This is a genomic window from Type-A symbiont of Plautia stali (assembly GCF_059731155.1).
In genome coordinates, this window is record NZ_AP035891.1 from 2,886,698 (window position 1) to 2,902,136 (window position 15,439).

Consider the following 15,439-nt stretch of genomic DNA (forward strand, 5'->3'; position numbering starts at 1 on the left):
CGTCGCAGGCTCCTACAACAGAATGTCGGCAGACTTGCCGAGCAGCCAGATAACGGCAACCAGTAGCACCACACCCACCACCACAATGGCCCCGAATTTGGTCCAGGTGGCTTTCTCATTGCGGACTTCGGTGAAGGTGTGCAGGGCGGCAATGGCAACGTTGATAAAGGCAACGGCCGCCACGACCAGCCCCCCGATAACAATGCCGTCCTGCAGGTAGCCCTTGATTTGTCCGGACAGCCCGCTGCCGCCTCCGGACTCAGGCGCTTCAACGCTTGGCAAATCCGCAAAGGCCGGTTTGCAGGTGAGCCAGCCCAGGAGGGCAAGCGTACCGGCGCGGGTCAGCGTACGACTGGCGAGACGGCGCAGGCGGGCAACAACAGACTCAGAATGGTGCATGGAATTCATCTCCTGACGTAACGTTAATAATCGGGTTAACTGGCAAACATCCAGATACACACAAGCAACAGCAGCACGGTGCGGACGGCAAAACGCCCCAGCGCCGCGTCCCGCACTTTTGTGTTACTCCAGCCGGTCCAGACATCCGACAGCGCCCACGCGCGGCCCATAAAAAAAGAAACGCCAGCAGTGCCCCGATGCAGAGCAGATGAAGGATGTTCACATCAAGACTGCCGGAGCCGGCTTTAAACGCGTTCGTTTGTTCGGATGTCATGGGCATCAGGGCCGCTCCCGCCGGTAATTACCGGCCACAAAAGACGGGTCGCGCGGTTGCGCGCGGGAGGGCTCCAGATAGCGGTCAATGCCGCTGCGGATGGTGTTGAGATCGGATGTGGCCTGCCGGTAATCAAAGAAAAAGCGGCCACGGTCAGCCGGGTCGGCCTGTGCAGCCGCCACGCGGGCCCGTTCAAGCGACGCCTGAACCTGGTCCAGCTGACGCTGAACAGACGCAAGCTCGTCTTTCTCAGATGCCTGTGCAGCAGCTGATGCCAGAAAGGTCAGCAATATCAGGCCCGTGATGCCCGGGACACGACTGTTGCGCCGCATGGCCGGACGATTTGAGTTCATACGCACCTCCAGAAGGATTAAGGGGTGCGGACAGGATGCGGAAGAGGGAGCGTCGGGTCAGCGATAAACCCTAAACAGAAATTTTAAAATTAATTGAGGCTCAGTGCCGGTAGCAGGATTAGCTATAAATAAACATTCATTGTGATATTAAGAAAACTCAACGGTAAACAGAGGGGAAAGGAAAATGATGAATACTGTTCTGAAGGCCACGTTAATCACTGCACTGATTACCGGCCCTGTTCTTGCGGCCGACGGTACTGGCAAAGTCCAGCTTTCAGACCTGCATTTCGCCACAGCAGCAAATGGTATACAGCAAGTAGAAGGCACGGGAACAAACGTGTCAGGCGGGCCTGTGAAGACTGTAATTGTCAAATTCAACTTGCTCCAGAACGGGACAGTGATAGGAAATACGGCAGCGATGGCTGAAAATCTGGAGGCAGGTCAGCAATGGAAAATACAGGCACCCTACGACAGCACAACCATCAAGCCAGACAGCTTCAAAGTGACAGAACTGACGGTATTTAATAACTGACACTGACGCGCCAGTAACGGTTGTTTCATGGCTTGTCTGCTGACGGCAGGCGCGCAAAACAAGTTTTGCACGCCTCCGTCCAGCCCTGATTTAAAGATACTTCTTGAATGAAGCCGTGGTCACGGTCACGGCGATACCCAGCAGTACAGCCGCCGGCAACAACAGCAGGTTGGGGTAGACTGCAGTGGGCCAGGAAAGGTACAGCATGGCGGGCAACACAGCTGCCGGTTTGACCAGCTTCTTGGCATGATGATAGACAAACGAACTTTCATACCCCGCGCCGTACCGCCGCAGATCACGCCGCCCCAGTCCCTCAACCAGCGCCACCACCACGACCAGCACAAACAGCGGGACGGACAGCACCAGGATGGTGACGCGTACCAGGGTGATAATGCTTATCCATACCGTGGCCAGCAGGTACTCACGCAGGTAGCCGGCAAGCCAGCCGCTCCAGCTGTTGATTTCCCGGGTGACGGCATTGTCACTGTGCATCTGGTGCGCATACTGCTGCCGGACCCAGTCGAGGAAGCCACTGTCCACAAAAGCCCACTGATAGGCAGTGGTCACCCAGCGCACAACCGTCACCGATGGCTCAGACAGCATCAGGCTGCGGGTGAACTCTGTGGACAGCCACCCCAGCTCGGTATTCATAACCGCTTCACTGTGCGCCGCCCCGGCTTCCGGCCAGAAGAAGGCGATGCCGATATATTCAATCAGCAGGCTCAGCAGCAGCGAGGACAGCACCACGCCTACCAGGGCCCACGGCCAGCCCCAGAGCAGATTATACAGGATGCCGTGTTTGCGCTCCGGCAGCGTCTGCTGCTGTGGGGGACGTTTTACCTCAGCCATTCTCCCCTCCTGCGACCGGCACGTTCAGGGCCGGACCGTCCCGCCACCAGGATTCGCCGCTGTGATAACTGCGCCGCATCTCCTCCGCTATTTTCTCGATGCTTTCCGGCATCAGCACATCATCAGCATCCCCGGCAGACAGCGGCATGCGGATTTTCCACAGTTGCCCGCCTTCCAGCAGGGCAAACGCCTGCCCTTTCGGCAGCGTCACGATATCGGCCGGCTCCAGCAGCGGGACTTTTACCGTCCCGACGCGGTCCTGGGTGCTTGAAGTAAAGTCCTGGTCTGCATTGACATCTGCCGTGTCCTGGTGCCCGGAGACCAGCGTTTTGGTGTAAATCTCCACCTGCGGCAGCTGCGTGGTCAGCAGCTCGGCGGTGCGGTTCTCCTTGACGCGCAGCATAATCAGGTTGTTAAAGTTACCCTGTACCTAGGCCGTCTTGGCCGCATTCCCGATGCGGGCCTCAATATCAGAAGACGTCTGGGTATAGGCCGTCACCTGCATGCCGGCACCGCCACCTTTGTTGATGAGAGGGATAAAATTGATGCGGCGTGCGATATTTGAAGCCAAAACGTGCGATAAATGGCAGGCTACTTTTGTTTCCATCAGTGCAACGAAATTACACTGTCATTTTTCATCAAAGCCATTTTGGCCTGTTCGAGCATTCCGGTTAACTGGACAATATTTGTAGATGCTGGCCAATGAAACATCATACAGTAACGCAAGCTGTTTTCTGCTATGACCATTCGCCAATAATTTTTGAGCTTCCTGTTGCTGTGCAAAAGATAGCGACTGAGGTCTGCCGCCAATACGTCCTCTGCTTCTCGCTGCAGCTAAACCAGCCTGAGTACGCTCAACAATCAGTTCGCGCTCCATTTGTGCTAACGCGCTCATCACATGAAAGAAAAAACGGCCTGCGGACGTAGAGGTATCAATGGCATCCGTCAAACTATGAAAATGAATACCTTCATCTTCCAGATTGGATATTAAAGTAATCAAATGTTTAATGCTGCGACCCAGCCTGTCGAGCTTCCAGACCACCAGAGTATCCCCCGATTTCAGGCAGTTTAACGCGCGTTTTAATCCGGGTCTCTGGTCTGTTTTTCCACTGATTTTATCCTCAAAAATCTGTTCGCAATTTGCACAAATCAAGGATTTTTGCTGTAAATCGGTGTTTTGGTCATTTTTTGACACCCTCATATAGCCAATTTTTGCCATTTTAGCCCCTAATCCTCCCTCCGAAAGCCTTGTCATCGCTGGTTTTGGGCAAAATATTAGCTAAATTCCCGATTTAAGAAAACCTTGGTTTAACGGAAACGGTAGATTGTGCAAAAAATGCACTGGATAAACGGACTGGCGGAACGGTCAATGGCGACATTCTTTCACAGGGTGGCCAAATCGGAATGAAGGGGGATAACAGTAAGCCTTTTATTCTCGCGAATGCTGATGGCAACGTGCGCGCCTATATCTGGAAAGATAAGGGCGGTGATGGAATACACATCAATAACGGTATTGACGGCGGCGGCGATTATATTTTTCATAAAGATGGCGGTTTTCGTGCCCCTTCTTCCGTATATGCCGGAGCCGCAAGGATAGCCTCTGACGGCAATATCTACGGTAGCATGTGGGGCAATCAGTGGCTGGACGCTTACCTGGAAAAGACCTTCCAGCCCAAGGGGGCGGGTCAGGCTTACACCAAGGAGGAATCAGACGCTCGGTATGTGCAAGATGTGAAAGGGGGGGCAGTGAGCGCAATCTACACGCCAGAAAATACATCCACTGATGCCCCGAAGGGGTGTGTCATGGTGGGTATGACACTGAGTGGTGACGGCTCGACGGGGACACACGTTTATCAGGTTCGTTATTGCCCGTTGCAGATTAAAATCAATGGCGCATGGCGCACGATTTCTGACATTTCTGATTCAAAATGAGGTCACTATGGAATTAAAAAATGTCTCCTGCTACTCCCCGGATAACATGCCCTATGGTCATGGTGTCCAGTATTTTAAGAGTGAAGACGGTCAGGATTTTTATGAATCGCTGAACCTGTTCACCAAAAAATACACACTCTGCATAGAACCCGATACCGGTATCATTCGTTCAATGGCTGAAGATGTATCCTCCCTCTACCCCGCAGGATTTACCGTTGTCGACGTCGATGAACTGCCTGATGGTGTGGATATCTCCGGTGACTGGCTATTTGAGGGTGAAAAAATAGTCCCCCGCATCCCGACTCAGGGTGAACGTGTTGCGAAAGCAAAGTTTAAGAAAGCCGCGTTGATGCAGCAAGCCTCCACCGTTATTGCCCCGCTACAGGATGCGGTAGACCTCGATATGGCAACGGATGCCGAAAAAGCGTTACTGCTGTCCTGGAAAAAATACCGCGTGCTGCTTAATCGTATCGATCTCAGCGCAGCCACGGATATCGACTGGCCAGATCCTCCTTCAGAAACCAATCGCCAGAACCACGGTTTCAAGGCTGTTATCCACCGTCACCCTGACGATCCCGTTATCGACCAGATGGGCTGACTGTGATTGACGATCTGCATGAAAATTTATCGCAGAAGCAACATAGCCGATACAGAACAATCCCGCGCTGGGAAATTTCATGGGCAACGGGAAATCATAGGTTCCTTCCCTTTTATCTTTTCCATATCTTGCCCACTGGATAATCAACCCCGTGTCCCCGCATTTCCACCATCCGTTGACTTCCATTTTCGCGGTATTCGCTTTGCCGTAGGCCCCTTTAGGCTGGAAGGTCTTTTCCAGGTAAGCGTCCAGCCACTGATTGCCCCACATGCTACCGTAGATATTGCCGTCAGAGGCTATCCTTGCGGCTCCGGCATATACGGAAGAAGGGGCACGAAAACCGCCATCTTTATGAAAAATATAATCGCCGCCGCCGTCAATACCGTTATTGATGTGTATTCCATCACCGCCCTTATCTTTCCAGATATAGGCGCGCACGTTGCCATCAGCATTCGCGAGAATAAAAGGCTTACTGTTATCCCCCTTCATTCCGATTTGGCCACCCTGTGAAAGAATGTCGCCATTGACCGTTCCGCCAGTCCGTTTATCCAGTGCATTTTTTGCACAATCTACCGTTTCCGTTAAACCAAGGTTTTCTTAAATCGGGAATTTAGCTAATATTTTGCCCAAAACCAGCGATGACAAGGCTTTCGGAGGGAGGATTAGGGGCTAAAATGGCAAAAATTGGCTATATGAGGGTGTCAAAAAATGACCAAAACACCGATTTACAGCAAAAATCCTTGATTTGTGCAAATTGCGAACAGATTTTTGAGGATAAAATCAGTGGAAAAACAGACCAGAGACCCGGATTAAAACGCGCGTTAAACTGCCTGAAATCGGGGGATACTCTGGTGGTCTGGAAGCTCGACAGGCTGGGTCGCAGCATTAAACATTTGATTACTTTAATATCCAATCTGGAAGATGAAGGTATTCATTTTCATAGTTTGACGGATGCCATTGATACCTCTACGTCCGCAGGCCGTTTTTTCTTTCATGTGATGAGCGCGTTAGCACAAATGGAGCGCGAACTGATTGTTGAACGTACTCAGGCTGGTTTAGCTGCAGCGAGAAGCAGAGGACGTATTGGCGGCAGACCTCAGTCGCTATCTTTTGCACAGCAACAGGAAGCTCAAAAATTATTGGCGAATGGTCATAGCAGAAAACAGCTTGCATTACTGTATGATGTTTCATTGGCCAGCATCTACAAATATTGTCCAGTTAACCGGAATGCTCGAACAGGCCAAAATGGCTTTGATGAAAAATGACAGTGTAATTTCGTTGCACTGATGGAAACAAAAGTAGCCTGTCATTTATCGCACGTTTTGGCTTCAAATATCGCACGCCGCATCAAGATTCGTAACCGAGGATCTCACCAATCTCCTGACTGTGATGACCGGCGATCATGCGCATCGCATCGCTGTTATAGCGCGTGACGCCGTGGGCGATATCGCGCCCCTGCAGGTTACGAATGCGGATCACTTCGCCGCGCGAGAAATTGCCCTGCACGTCACGGACGCCTTTCGGCAGCAGCGAACTGCCGCGCTCCAGCACCGCCGCCAGCGCGCCGTCGTCAATGGTGATCTCGCCCGCCGGTGGCGCGCCGAAGATCCAGCGCTTGCGGTTTTCCAGCGGTGACTGCTGCGCGTGGAAGCGCGTCCCCATCGGTTTCCCGTGCAGCACATCCCCGATCACATCCGCGCGGCTGCCGGCTGCAATAATGATGACGTCAATGCCGGCGCGGCAGGCGACATCCGCCGCCTGCAGTTTGGTGGCCATGCCGCCGGTGCCGAGACCGGAGACGCTGCCGCCAGCCAGCGTGCGCAGCGCATCATCAATCTGATGCACATCGCTGATCAGTTCTGCCTCGGGATTGGTGCGCGGATCGGCGGTAAACAGACCAGGCTGATCGGTCAGCAGCAGCAGTTTATCGGTACCGCCGAGCATCGCCGCCAGCGCGGACAGGTTGTCATTGTCGCCAACCTTGATTTCCGCGGTTGCCACCGCGTCGTTCTCGTTAATGACCGGCACGATATGGTTGTCGAGCAGCGCGCGCAGCATATCGCGCGCGTAGAGGAAGCGTTCACGGTCTTCCATGTCGGCGCGCGTCAGCAGCATCTGCCCGATATGGATACCGTAGATGGAGAACAGCTGCTCCCACAGCTGGATTAAACGGCTCTGCCCCACCGCAGCCAGCAGCTGCTTTGAGGCGATGGTCGGTGGCAGTTCCGGCTAACCAAGGTGTTCGCGACCGGCGGCAATCGCGCCTGAGGTGACGATGATAATGCGATGACCGGCGGCGTGCAGTTATGCACACTGCCGAACCAGCTCCATCATATGCGCCCGGTTCAGCCGGCGCGATCCGCCGGTGAGGACGCTGGTACCCAATTTGACCGCCAGGGTCTGACTGCCACTCATGTTTTTCCTGCCATGTAAGAAAAAAATCTGCGAAGGGACGTTTTAACAGGAGTCAGCAAGGAAGCCAACAGCGGCAAGGGGAAAAGCACAAAAAACGCCTGACAAGCGGTTAGACCAAAAGTTCGCGATTAACAAGAAATCAGAAAAAATGTCATAAAACCTTCATTGCCAGTCGGTAAAACATCCCGTGTTTTACAAACCTTTTCACGGGTACAACAAATTTTACTCATTGGGATTGATAGCAAAATGAAGAAAAGCACACTGGCACTCATCGTTTCCGCGCTGGCTCTGGCCTCAACCGCACAAGCCGCAGAAGTTTATAACAAAGACGGTAACAAACTGGATCTGTACGGTCGTGTGAAAGGCATGCACTACTTCAGCGACAACGCAGCCGCTGACGGCGACAAAACTTACATCCGTCTGGGCTTTAAAGGGCAGACGCAGATTAACGACCTGATGACCGGCTACGGTCAGTGGGAATATCAGTTCCAGGGTAACCGCGCAGAAACCAACACCGACGCTAACATCGGTAACAAAACCCGTCTGGGCTTTGCCGGTCTGAAGTTTGGTAACTACGACTCTGTTGATTACGGTCGTAACTACGGCGTGGTTTACGATGTGCTGGCATGGACCGACGTGCTGCCAGAATTCGGTGGCGACAGCGCCTACACCGACACCGACATGCTGGGCAGTACTTCTGGCGTCGCCACTTACCGCAACAGCAATTTCTTCGGTCTGGTTGATGGCCTGCGTTTCGCGGTGCAGTATCAGGGCAAGAATGATTCCACCAGCGCCAACGGCCGTTCAGAGATTCCTAAGCAGAACGGCGACGGTTACGGTGCGTTACTGGGTTACACCCTCGGCGATAGCGGTGTCAGCCTGATGAGTGCGATCTCCTCTGCTGACCGTACTAACTCACAGGACGTGGCGACCCGTCTGGGCCGTGGTGACAAAGCGGAAGCCTGGGGCGCGGGCATCAAATATGACGCGAACAGCATCTACCTGGCGTCGACCTACTCTGAAACCCGTAACATGACGCCAATCACTGGCGGCGTGGCGAATAAAACGCAGAACTTTGAAGTGGTTGCGCAGTATCAGTTCGACTTCGGTCTGCGTCCATCGCTGGGCTACGTGCAGAGCAAAGGCAAAGACATTGAAGGCATTGGCGATGCGGACATCGTGAAATATGTCGACGTGGCGAGGACGTCCTACTTCAACAAAAACATGTAGGCCATGGTTGACTACAAAATCAACCAGCTGGATGACAACAACCCGCTGGTCATCAATAGCGATGACGTGGTGGCGGTCGGTCTGACCTACCAGTTCTAAGCTTCAGCATAACCCTGTCTGTGTCTGTAAAAAAGAGCCGGCTCATCACCGGCTCTTTCTTATTCAGGTCTGACTCAGGTTCAGGCGCTGAGTTTAACCGGTTCTTCTTTGAACCCCGCCGCGGGCCTGAGATCGAGCTTCAGCTCATGCAGCGTAGCTTTCAGGCGCTCGTGGAAATTACGCAGCGTGCTCTCCACTTTCTCATTGTTGTCTTTGCCCTTGATCGCGGCCACGCTCCAGTCGCCGTCTTTATCAAACAGGCCGAAGTGGTATTCGTAGGTGAAGTGATCTTCATAGGCGTTCAGCGTCATCCACCAGCCCCAGAACTCGCGGCTTTCCGGCGCCGGTTTGACGTTGACGCACGCCGCCAGGCAATCAAAGAAGAAACGCGTCTCTTCACACTGTCCTTCACGGATGTACGGCCCCAATTCGGTGAAGCGCTTAAGCAGGCGACTGCGGGGGTGACCACTCGGTAACGTCATGCTAACTCTCTCCCTCAAATAAACCGTATAAAACGCAGCGCGGCGGCAAAACGCCACCGCACGTATTTTCCCGAAGTTAAGTTGTAGCAGAGTCTGCGTATTTCGCCAGTTAGCGCTGCAACTGTTTTGCCAGCCAGTCGCAAATTTGATTGAGCGCCTTATCAAAGCTGGCAAACACTGGCGTGGCGGGAATCGCCAGCGCCTTGCCCTGCGCCGAGGAGTTGACGATCAGCTGCGCCTCCTTTTCCGGGCTGAACAGATCGTTGGGCCAGTAAGCGGCCAGCATCGGCACCGGCGTCCGGCGGCCCAGCAGGCCCTGCACTTTAAGCGAATAGCGGTTGAGCTCGATGCGCAGATTGCTGTCGGAGGTCGACGACATGCCCAGCCGGCTGACCAGCATGTCCATATACATATCCGGCAGCTGCTGCTGGCGCTGCGCATCGACAAACACGTGATGCACCATCGGCCCGAGCGACGCCACCGCGCGCAGACGCGGCACCTCAAGGTAAGCCAGCCGCGTTGCCACGTTGGCGCCAAAGCGGTAACCGAACAGCGCCACGCGCGTGTGGTCAATCCACGGCACGTTGCTCAGCTCGCGCAGCACCTGCTGATGCAGCTGGCTGGTGTCCTGATTGAGCGTCCATTTGCTGCTGAAACCCACCGACGGCATATCCAGCGTCAGCATGGCGATGCCGCGCGGTGCCAGATAATCATGAAACAGCCGGTAATGGTCGCTCTGCAGCGAGTCGAGGCCGCCGCACAGCAGCACGGTCGGATACGGCGCACTGGCCTGCGCCGGCATATGCAGGAAGTCGGTGACCGGACTGCCGCCGCTGATGGGAAACGTCAGTGATTTCAGCTCGCCGGGCAGGCGCTGGGTGGCTTCTTCATAAGCGCGATTCGCCAGCGCCTGCGCCTGATCAGCCAGCTCATCACCTTTAATGTAGGGATACGCGGCCAGGCTGTAGAGATTGGCGGCATGCAGCCACTGCTGGCCGGCCTCATCGTGATCGGCGTTCTGCATCGCACGTTGCTGCCACTGCGCCGCCTGTTTCGACCACTCATAGTTCCAGTTGCCGCCGCGATAGCCAATCACCGTGTCCAGCAGCGTTTCGTCGGTGTGTTCAAACTCACTGACGGCAATGCGCGCCAGCACTTCGCTGATCTCCTGCGGCGCCAGGCCGCGCCACGTCCACAGCAGCTTATTCAGCATGCGATATCAGCCGCGCTGGGTATCGCCTTCCAGAACATTGTGCACCTGCGCCGTCGGGTGGTGCTGGCAATGCACCAGCGAGGAGATTTCCGGGTGTTTGAAGCGGGGGTTTGAACAGTTCTTCGTTGAGATTTTTCTCGGCCATCTTAAGCTTCTCCTGCGGCAGTCGCATAGATGGCTAAGAGTGTACTGCACCCGCTGCACGGGCGCGAGGCGCAGAAAGCACAACGCCCGGCATAACCGGGCGTTGTTTGCGTTGCATCAATCAGCTTTTCACAATCGGCTGAATGTACACCACGCCCATGTCCCATGGCTGCTCGATCCAGGTGTTCTGCGGAATATCGACAATGTAGTCGTCCACCAGCGCGCGGCCACCCGGCTTGGCGAAGATGGTGCAGAAACGCGCTTTTGGATACATATCACGAATCGCCTGCGCGGTACCGCCGGTATCCACCAGATCGTCGATGACCACAAAACCTTCACCGTCGCCTTCTGCGCGCTTCAGCACTTTCATTTCACGCTGGTGATCGTGATCGTAGCTGGAGATGCACACGGTATCGACGTAGCGAATCCCCAGTTCACGCGCCAGCAGCGATGCCGGAACCAGACCACCGCGGCTGACCGCGATGATGCCTTTCCACTGTTCCACAGGAAGCAGGCGCTGGGCCAGTTTACGGGCATGAATCTGCAGCATGTCCCAGGTAACGACGTATTTTTCGCTCATAAAAGGAATCCCGGCCAATGAGATTGGCATAAAAATATGCAAGGGGGAAAAGGTTGCGCGAGATTATAAGGATCTGACGCGTTAAAAACCAGCACCCGTCACATCGGTTGCAGGTTTTTAGCGCGCCCGATGGCGCACCCGGCAGGAAACAGTGATATTCTCTGGCTCATCACGTCAGATGTGCTGACGGCGATCTTTCACTGGAAACCCGCGTGCGAGCGGTATGTCCGCCGCGCTGACACAGGAGACGCGTTGTGTCTGAATTGTCTCAACTTTCCCCGCAGCCGCTGTGGGATATCTTGGCAAAAATCTGCTCGATTCCGCACCCTTCTTATCATGAAGAAGCGCTGGCCGAATACGTTGTTGGCTGGGCTAAAGAGCAAGGTTTCTGGGTTGAACGCGATCAGGTCGGCAATATCCTGATTCGTAAACCTGCTACCGCAGGCATGGAAAACCGTACCCCGGTGGCGCTGCAGGCGCACCTTGATATGGTGCCGCAGAAGAACAATGATACGGTACACGACTTCACCAAAGACCCGATTCAGCCGTACGTTGATGGCGAGTGGGTGAAAGCGCGCGGCACCACGCTGGGTGCGGATAACGGTATCGGTATGGCTTCCGCGCTGGCGGTGCTGGCTGACAACAGCCTGACCCACGGTCCGCTGGAAGTGCTGCTGACCATGACCGAAGAGTCGGGCATGGACGGCGCCTTTGGTCTGCAGCCAAACTGGCTGCAGGCGGACATCCTGATCAACACCGACTCGGAAGAGGAAGGTGAGATCTATACGGGCTGCGCCGGGGGTATCGACTTTATCACTACCCTGCCGCTGAGCCGAGAGGCCGTGCCTGCCAGTTTCGAAACCCTGAAGCTGACGCTAAAAGGTTTGAAAGGCGGCCACTCCGGCGCTGACATTCATCTTGGTCTCGGCAACGCCAATAAGCTGCTGGCGCGCTTCCTTGCCGTGCACGCCGCTGAGCTGGATATCCGTCTGATTGAGTTCACCGGCGGTACGCTGCGCAATGCGATTCCGCGCGAAGCGTTCGCTACGCTGGCCATCGACAGCCATAAAGTGGATGCGCTGAAGTCTGCTGCCGCCCATTTCCAGGCCACGTTGCAGAATGAGCTGGGCAGTAAAGAGAAAAACGTCTCCGTGCTGAGCGAGCCGCTGGCGCATCAGGGCCAGGCGCTGACCGCAGACAGCCGCGATCGCTTCATCAACCTGCTGAACAGCACGCCAAACGGTGTGATTCGCAACTCGGACGTGGCGAAAGGCGTGGTGGAAACCTCGCTTAACGTCGGCGTGGTCACTATGGAGCAGGACAGCGCCGAGATCATCTGCCTGATTCGCTCGCTGATCGACACCGGTAAAGATTGGGTGGTCGAAACCCTGACCTCGCTGGGTGCGCTGGCCGGGGCGAAAACCGCGCCGAAAGGCGGTTACCCGGGCTGGCAGCCGGATGCTGACTCGCCAATCATGGCGCTGACGCGTAAGACCTATGAAGCGCTGTTTGGTAAGACGCCAAACATTCAGGTGATTCACGCCGGTCTGGAGTGCGGTCTGTTCAAAAAACCGTATCCGGACATGGACATGGTGTCGATTGGGCCTACCATCACCGGTCCGCACTCGCCGGACGAGCAGGTGCACATCGACAGCGTCGGTCTGTACTGGAAGCTGCTGACCGCACTGCTGAACGTGGTGCCGGAAAAAGCGTAACGCCGTTGCGATAAAAAAAATCCTGCCCTCGGGCAGGATTTTTTATTTACGGTAACGGTGCCGCGTCAGGCGACCGCGCTGTAGCTCTCTTCCAGCGGCAGCATCTCCAGTGACGGCAGCGTCTCACTGCGTGCCAGCTGAGCGCCGCTCTCAACGCGCAGATCGAGGTTATCCAGGCTGAGAGTGGCTGGAGAGGCTGACTGCGGCGACTCGCTGAACAGCTGCGGCGCGGCATCGCTTAGCAGCGACGTCAGCGTCAGCGAGCTTTCATCCAGAGTCAGCATCGTGAAGTCCTCTTCAACCGGCTCTTCAACCACCAGGCTGAACGCTTCGGTCTTCAGATGACGCCCCTGAATTTCGAAGTTATGTTCACCCGGCTCAAGGTGCCATTTGGGTTCCAGCGTCCATTCGCCTTTGCTGTTTACCTTAGCGGAACCGACTTTCACGCCGTTATCCAGCAGATAAATGAATTCGCCCGGCAGGCCAGTGCCTTTAAACTGCGGCTTGCTGTCATCCGTGATATCGCCTGGCTGCAGCAGCGCCGGCTCGTTGACATCATCCAGCACCTGAATAATTTTCAGCTCAACGACAGTGATCGGCATGGCGTTGCCGGCTGTACCCGCGACTTTCGCCACCAGCTCATGATCACCCACCGCGAGATCGCTGTGCGGCTGGAATTGCCACATGCCATCCGGCTGGATTTTCACGCTACCGATCGACACGTCGTTATCGAAAATTTCCACTATCTGGCCTAGGCGGCCTTCTCCGGTAATGACCGGACGACGATCATAAAACTTATCGTTTTCACCCATATAATCGATATTACGGATACGATCTTCGAGTAACAGGATCTCCGGCGCGTCTTCCATTGCTGCCACGATCTCAACATAGAAAGGCTGGCTGTAAAAACCGTCGCTCACCACCATCAGTTTATGTGAACCCACCGGTAAGTCGCGCACCGGCTCAATCTGCCACAGTCCATCCTCATTGACGATGGCACTGCCTAATACCGTACCGCCCACAATCAGTTTAACCAAGCTGCCCGGCTGGCCCATGCCGCTTGCTTTGGGACGCGTATCATCGGTGACGCCATTATTGCCGATGGTTCCTTCCATCCCGACATCATCGTACAGATTCAGAATGCGGTTTTCCGCCACCACGTCAATCTTCCACGGCGCGCTCTTCTTACCGTTGCTGTCGATGACCAGGCTATAGTTGCCCGGATCCAGATCGCGGTACGGCTCCATCGTCCAGTTACCGTGCGCATCAACAAGGGTGTTCGCCATCTGAATACCGTTGGCCAGCAGCGTGACGGTTTCTCCCGGAATGCCTTTGCCGCTCAGGGTTGGCCGTGCATCGTCGGTTTTGCTTCCGTTTGCAACATTACCAGCATGGTAGCCCACATCATCATACACCGCGTGGATCTCCGGTGCCTGACCTTGCATGGGCACAATGTTAATCGGATAGATTTCGCTGACCGAGTCGCCATTGCTGACCCAGAGCTTATTCAGACCATAACGCAGTTCGATATCCGGCTTGATGCTCCGGTTACCTTGCGCATCCGAACGCGCGCTGCCGAGGATACAGCCGGAATCCAGCAGCCAGATGGTGGTGTGCGGCAGCGCGGTGCCGCTGACAATCGGACGGCGATCGTCGGTGTCTTTACCTAGCTCAACCACCCCCACTTCATTCACATTGTCATGAATAGCAACGATCACCGGCTCAGACCCTTCACGGATCACCACGTTGAGTTCAACCGGTTCACTGACCACGCCATTGATGTAAACCGCGAGGTTGTGTTTACCCAGCGCCAAATCGTTAGACGGCTGCAGCGTCCAGTTGCCCTGCTTATCCACCACGGTATAAGTAATGCCGCGGCCATTATCCATCAGCCACACCACCGCACCCGGCGTGCCCACGCCTTTCAGCAGCGGACGACGGTCGTCGGTATCATCACCAGTCTTCAGCAGGCCGGTTTCATCCACGCGGTCAAAGATTTCCAGAATTTCCGGTTTGATGGTTTTCACCGGCACTACCTCGACCTTAAAACCGCTGCTGGTCATGCCCCGACTCTGCACGGTCAGGTGATGTTCACCTAATGGCAGATCGCGCGACGGCTGGAGGCTCCAGTTGCCTTTGGCATCAACGCGGGTCTGGCCGATTACCGTGCCGTTATCCAGCAGCGTCACGGTGGCCCCCGGCGTACCGCTGCCTTTGATCAGCGGGCGGCGATCGTCGGTCTTGTCACCGTGCAGCACATTACCGGTTTCACCAACGTTATCGTACAGTGAGAGAATTTTCGGCGGCTCGACGTTGACTGAAGAGATATTGATCGCGTAAGGCTCGCTGTACTGGCCCTGACTGGATAACCGGAAACTGTATGCCCCCTGCGGTAAGTCATACCCGAGTGTCACGTCAAAGGTACCGTCGCACCCGGCCTGAATCTGGTAAATAAGTCTATTGTTATCATAAAGGTAAATAACCGCCCCCGGATTCGCCTTACCGGTAATGCGTGGACGCACATCGTCAGTGAACCCGCCGCGTGAAACGACGCCGGTTTCGCCAACATCATCATAGATTGACGTAATGGTCGGGCGGGTTGAGTAATAATTTGCCATGTTGCA

Annotated in this window: 13 protein-coding genes and 5 pseudogenes; 6 read left to right on the forward strand and 12 right to left on the reverse strand. The window is 55.1% G+C overall.

Features of this window, described 5'->3' with window-relative positions; all coding sequences use genetic code 11:
- Positions 1-12 precede the first annotated feature (12 nt).
- From AC6I8M_RS15290 to AC6I8M_RS15300, 3 genes and pseudogenes are all read right to left on the reverse strand, one after another.
- The gene (locus AC6I8M_RS15290) at positions 13-399 is read right to left on the reverse strand and encodes a TIGR03745 family integrating conjugative element membrane protein (protein WP_006785968.1); all 387 of its coding nucleotides are present in this window, start codon (positions 397-399) and stop codon (positions 13-15) included.
- A gap of 35 nt (positions 400-434) precedes the next feature.
- Positions 435-679 (reverse strand): annotated as a pseudogene (locus tag AC6I8M_RS15295) (TIGR03758 family integrating conjugative element protein).
- The gene (locus AC6I8M_RS15300) at positions 679-1,026 is read right to left on the reverse strand and encodes an integrative conjugative element protein, RAQPRD family (RefSeq protein WP_058948777.1); all 348 of its coding nucleotides are present in this window, start codon (positions 1,024-1,026) and stop codon (positions 679-681) included. The pseudogene AC6I8M_RS15295 and the gene AC6I8M_RS15300 overlap by 1 nt, the downstream one beginning before the upstream one ends.
- A 184-nt stretch (positions 1,027-1,210) precedes the next feature.
- Here AC6I8M_RS15300 and AC6I8M_RS15305 point away from each other — a divergent pair, with 184 nt between their 5' ends.
- Positions 1,211-1,558, forward strand: a complete 348-nt coding sequence (locus AC6I8M_RS15305) for an FxLYD domain-containing protein (RefSeq protein WP_058948776.1) — start codon at positions 1,211-1,213, stop codon at positions 1,556-1,558.
- Positions 1,559-1,648: 90 nt separating this feature from the next.
- Here AC6I8M_RS15305 and AC6I8M_RS15310 read toward each other — a convergent pair whose 3' ends face one another.
- The 3 genes and pseudogenes from AC6I8M_RS15310 to AC6I8M_RS15320 form a co-directional block, all read right to left on the reverse strand.
- Positions 1,649-2,407, reverse strand: a complete 759-nt coding sequence (locus AC6I8M_RS15310; protein ID WP_058948775.1) for a TIGR03747 family integrating conjugative element membrane protein — start codon at positions 2,405-2,407, stop codon at positions 1,649-1,651.
- Positions 2,400-2,948, reverse strand: a pseudogene (locus tag AC6I8M_RS15315) (TraM recognition domain-containing protein); the annotation flags it as partial. The pseudogene AC6I8M_RS15315 and the gene AC6I8M_RS15310, both read right to left, overlap by 8 nt.
- 87 nt (positions 2,949-3,035) lie before the next feature.
- On the reverse strand, positions 3,036-3,626 hold the full coding sequence (locus AC6I8M_RS15320) for a recombinase family protein (protein WP_022548474.1): 591 nt from the start codon (positions 3,624-3,626) through the stop codon (positions 3,036-3,038).
- 185 nt (positions 3,627-3,811) lie between these two features.
- Here AC6I8M_RS15320 and AC6I8M_RS15325 point away from each other — a divergent pair, with 185 nt between their 5' ends.
- A complete protein-coding gene (locus tag AC6I8M_RS15325) occupies positions 3,812-4,339 on the forward strand; it encodes a tail fiber protein (RefSeq protein ID WP_498013492.1) in 528 nt (175 codons plus the stop codon).
- 7 nt (positions 4,340-4,346) lie between these two features.
- A complete protein-coding gene (locus tag AC6I8M_RS15330) occupies positions 4,347-4,937 on the forward strand; it encodes a tail fiber assembly protein (protein ID WP_022549149.1) in 591 nt (196 codons plus the stop codon).
- Here the strand turns inward: AC6I8M_RS15330 and AC6I8M_RS15335 are convergent.
- Complete coding sequence (locus AC6I8M_RS15335) at positions 4,854-5,426, reverse strand: hypothetical protein (protein WP_498013493.1); 573 nt, start codon at positions 5,424-5,426, stop codon at positions 4,854-4,856. The two genes, AC6I8M_RS15330 and AC6I8M_RS15335, sit on opposite strands and share 84 nt — an antisense overlap.
- Before the next feature lie 185 nt (positions 5,427-5,611).
- Between AC6I8M_RS15335 and AC6I8M_RS15340 the strand changes: the two genes are divergently transcribed.
- Positions 5,612-6,202, forward strand: coding sequence for a recombinase family protein (locus AC6I8M_RS15340; protein ID WP_022548474.1), 591 nt, complete (start codon positions 5,612-5,614; stop codon positions 6,200-6,202).
- Between the two features lie 82 nt (positions 6,203-6,284).
- Here the strand turns inward: AC6I8M_RS15340 and proB are convergent.
- Positions 6,285-7,352: pseudogene (gene proB / locus AC6I8M_RS15345) on the reverse strand (glutamate 5-kinase).
- A 246-nt stretch (positions 7,353-7,598) separates the two neighbouring features.
- Here proB and ompC point away from each other — a divergent pair.
- A pseudogene (ompC, locus tag AC6I8M_RS15350) lies at positions 7,599-8,681 on the forward strand (porin OmpC).
- An 80-nt stretch (positions 8,682-8,761) separates the two neighbouring features.
- On the opposite strand, the gene crl reads toward ompC, so the two are convergent.
- From crl to gpt, 3 genes and pseudogenes are all read right to left on the reverse strand, one after another.
- Positions 8,762-9,163: a sigma factor-binding protein Crl gene (crl, locus tag AC6I8M_RS15355; RefSeq protein ID WP_010616720.1), complete on the reverse strand. Its 402-nt coding sequence runs from the start codon at positions 9,161-9,163 to the stop codon at positions 8,762-8,764.
- Between the two features lie 109 nt (positions 9,164-9,272).
- Positions 9,273-10,521 (reverse strand): annotated as a pseudogene (frsA, locus tag AC6I8M_RS15360) (esterase FrsA).
- 120 nt (positions 10,522-10,641) lie between these two features.
- Positions 10,642-11,100: a xanthine phosphoribosyltransferase gene (gene gpt / locus AC6I8M_RS15365; protein WP_010616718.1), complete on the reverse strand. Its 459-nt coding sequence runs from the start codon at positions 11,098-11,100 to the stop codon at positions 10,642-10,644.
- A 254-nt stretch (positions 11,101-11,354) separates the two neighbouring features.
- On the opposite strand from gpt, the gene pepD reads away from it, so the two are divergent.
- Positions 11,355-12,815 carry a beta-Ala-His dipeptidase gene (gene pepD / locus AC6I8M_RS15370; protein WP_010616717.1) on the forward strand — a complete coding sequence of 487 codons (1,461 nt, stop codon included), beginning with the start codon at positions 11,355-11,357 and terminating at the stop codon, positions 12,813-12,815.
- Between the two features lie 65 nt (positions 12,816-12,880).
- On the opposite strand, the gene AC6I8M_RS15375 is transcribed toward pepD, so the two are convergent.
- Positions 12,881-15,433 carry an Ig-like domain-containing protein gene (locus AC6I8M_RS15375; RefSeq protein ID WP_058948986.1) on the reverse strand — a complete coding sequence of 851 codons (2,553 nt, stop codon included), beginning with the start codon at positions 15,431-15,433 and terminating at the stop codon, positions 12,881-12,883.
- Between the last annotated feature and the right edge of the window lie 6 nt (positions 15,434-15,439).

Bases quoted from the DNA above. Each gene is read 5' to 3' on its own strand.
- AC6I8M_RS15375 (WP_058948986.1), bottom strand. From the start codon at position 15,433: ATGGCAAATTATTACTCAACCCGCCCGACCATTACGTCAATCTATGAT.
- AC6I8M_RS15335 (WP_498013493.1), bottom strand. From the start codon at position 5,426: ATGAAGGGGGATAACAGTAAGCCTTTTATTCTCGCGAATGCTGATGGC.
- crl (WP_010616720.1), bottom strand. From the start codon at position 9,163: ATGACGTTACCGAGTGGTCACCCCCGCAGTCGCCTGCTTAAGCGCTTC.
- AC6I8M_RS15320 (WP_022548474.1), bottom strand. From the start codon at position 3,626: ATGGCAAAAATTGGCTATATGAGGGTGTCAAAAAATGACCAAAACACC.
- AC6I8M_RS15325 (WP_498013492.1), top strand. From the start codon at position 3,812: ATGAAGGGGGATAACAGTAAGCCTTTTATTCTCGCGAATGCTGATGGC.
- AC6I8M_RS15305 (WP_058948776.1), top strand. From the start codon at position 1,211: ATGATGAATACTGTTCTGAAGGCCACGTTAATCACTGCACTGATTACC.
- AC6I8M_RS15300 (WP_058948777.1), bottom strand. From the start codon at position 1,026: ATGAACTCAAATCGTCCGGCCATGCGGCGCAACAGTCGTGTCCCGGGC.
- AC6I8M_RS15310 (WP_058948775.1), bottom strand. From the start codon at position 2,407: ATGGCTGAGGTAAAACGTCCCCCACAGCAGCAGACGCTGCCGGAGCGC.
- AC6I8M_RS15340 (WP_022548474.1), top strand. From the start codon at position 5,612: ATGGCAAAAATTGGCTATATGAGGGTGTCAAAAAATGACCAAAACACC.
- AC6I8M_RS15290 (WP_006785968.1), bottom strand. From the start codon at position 399: ATGCACCATTCTGAGTCTGTTGTTGCCCGCCTGCGCCGTCTCGCCAGT.
- gpt (WP_010616718.1), bottom strand. From the start codon at position 11,100: ATGAGCGAAAAATACGTCGTTACCTGGGACATGCTGCAGATTCATGCC.
- AC6I8M_RS15330 (WP_022549149.1), top strand. From the start codon at position 4,347: ATGGAATTAAAAAATGTCTCCTGCTACTCCCCGGATAACATGCCCTAT.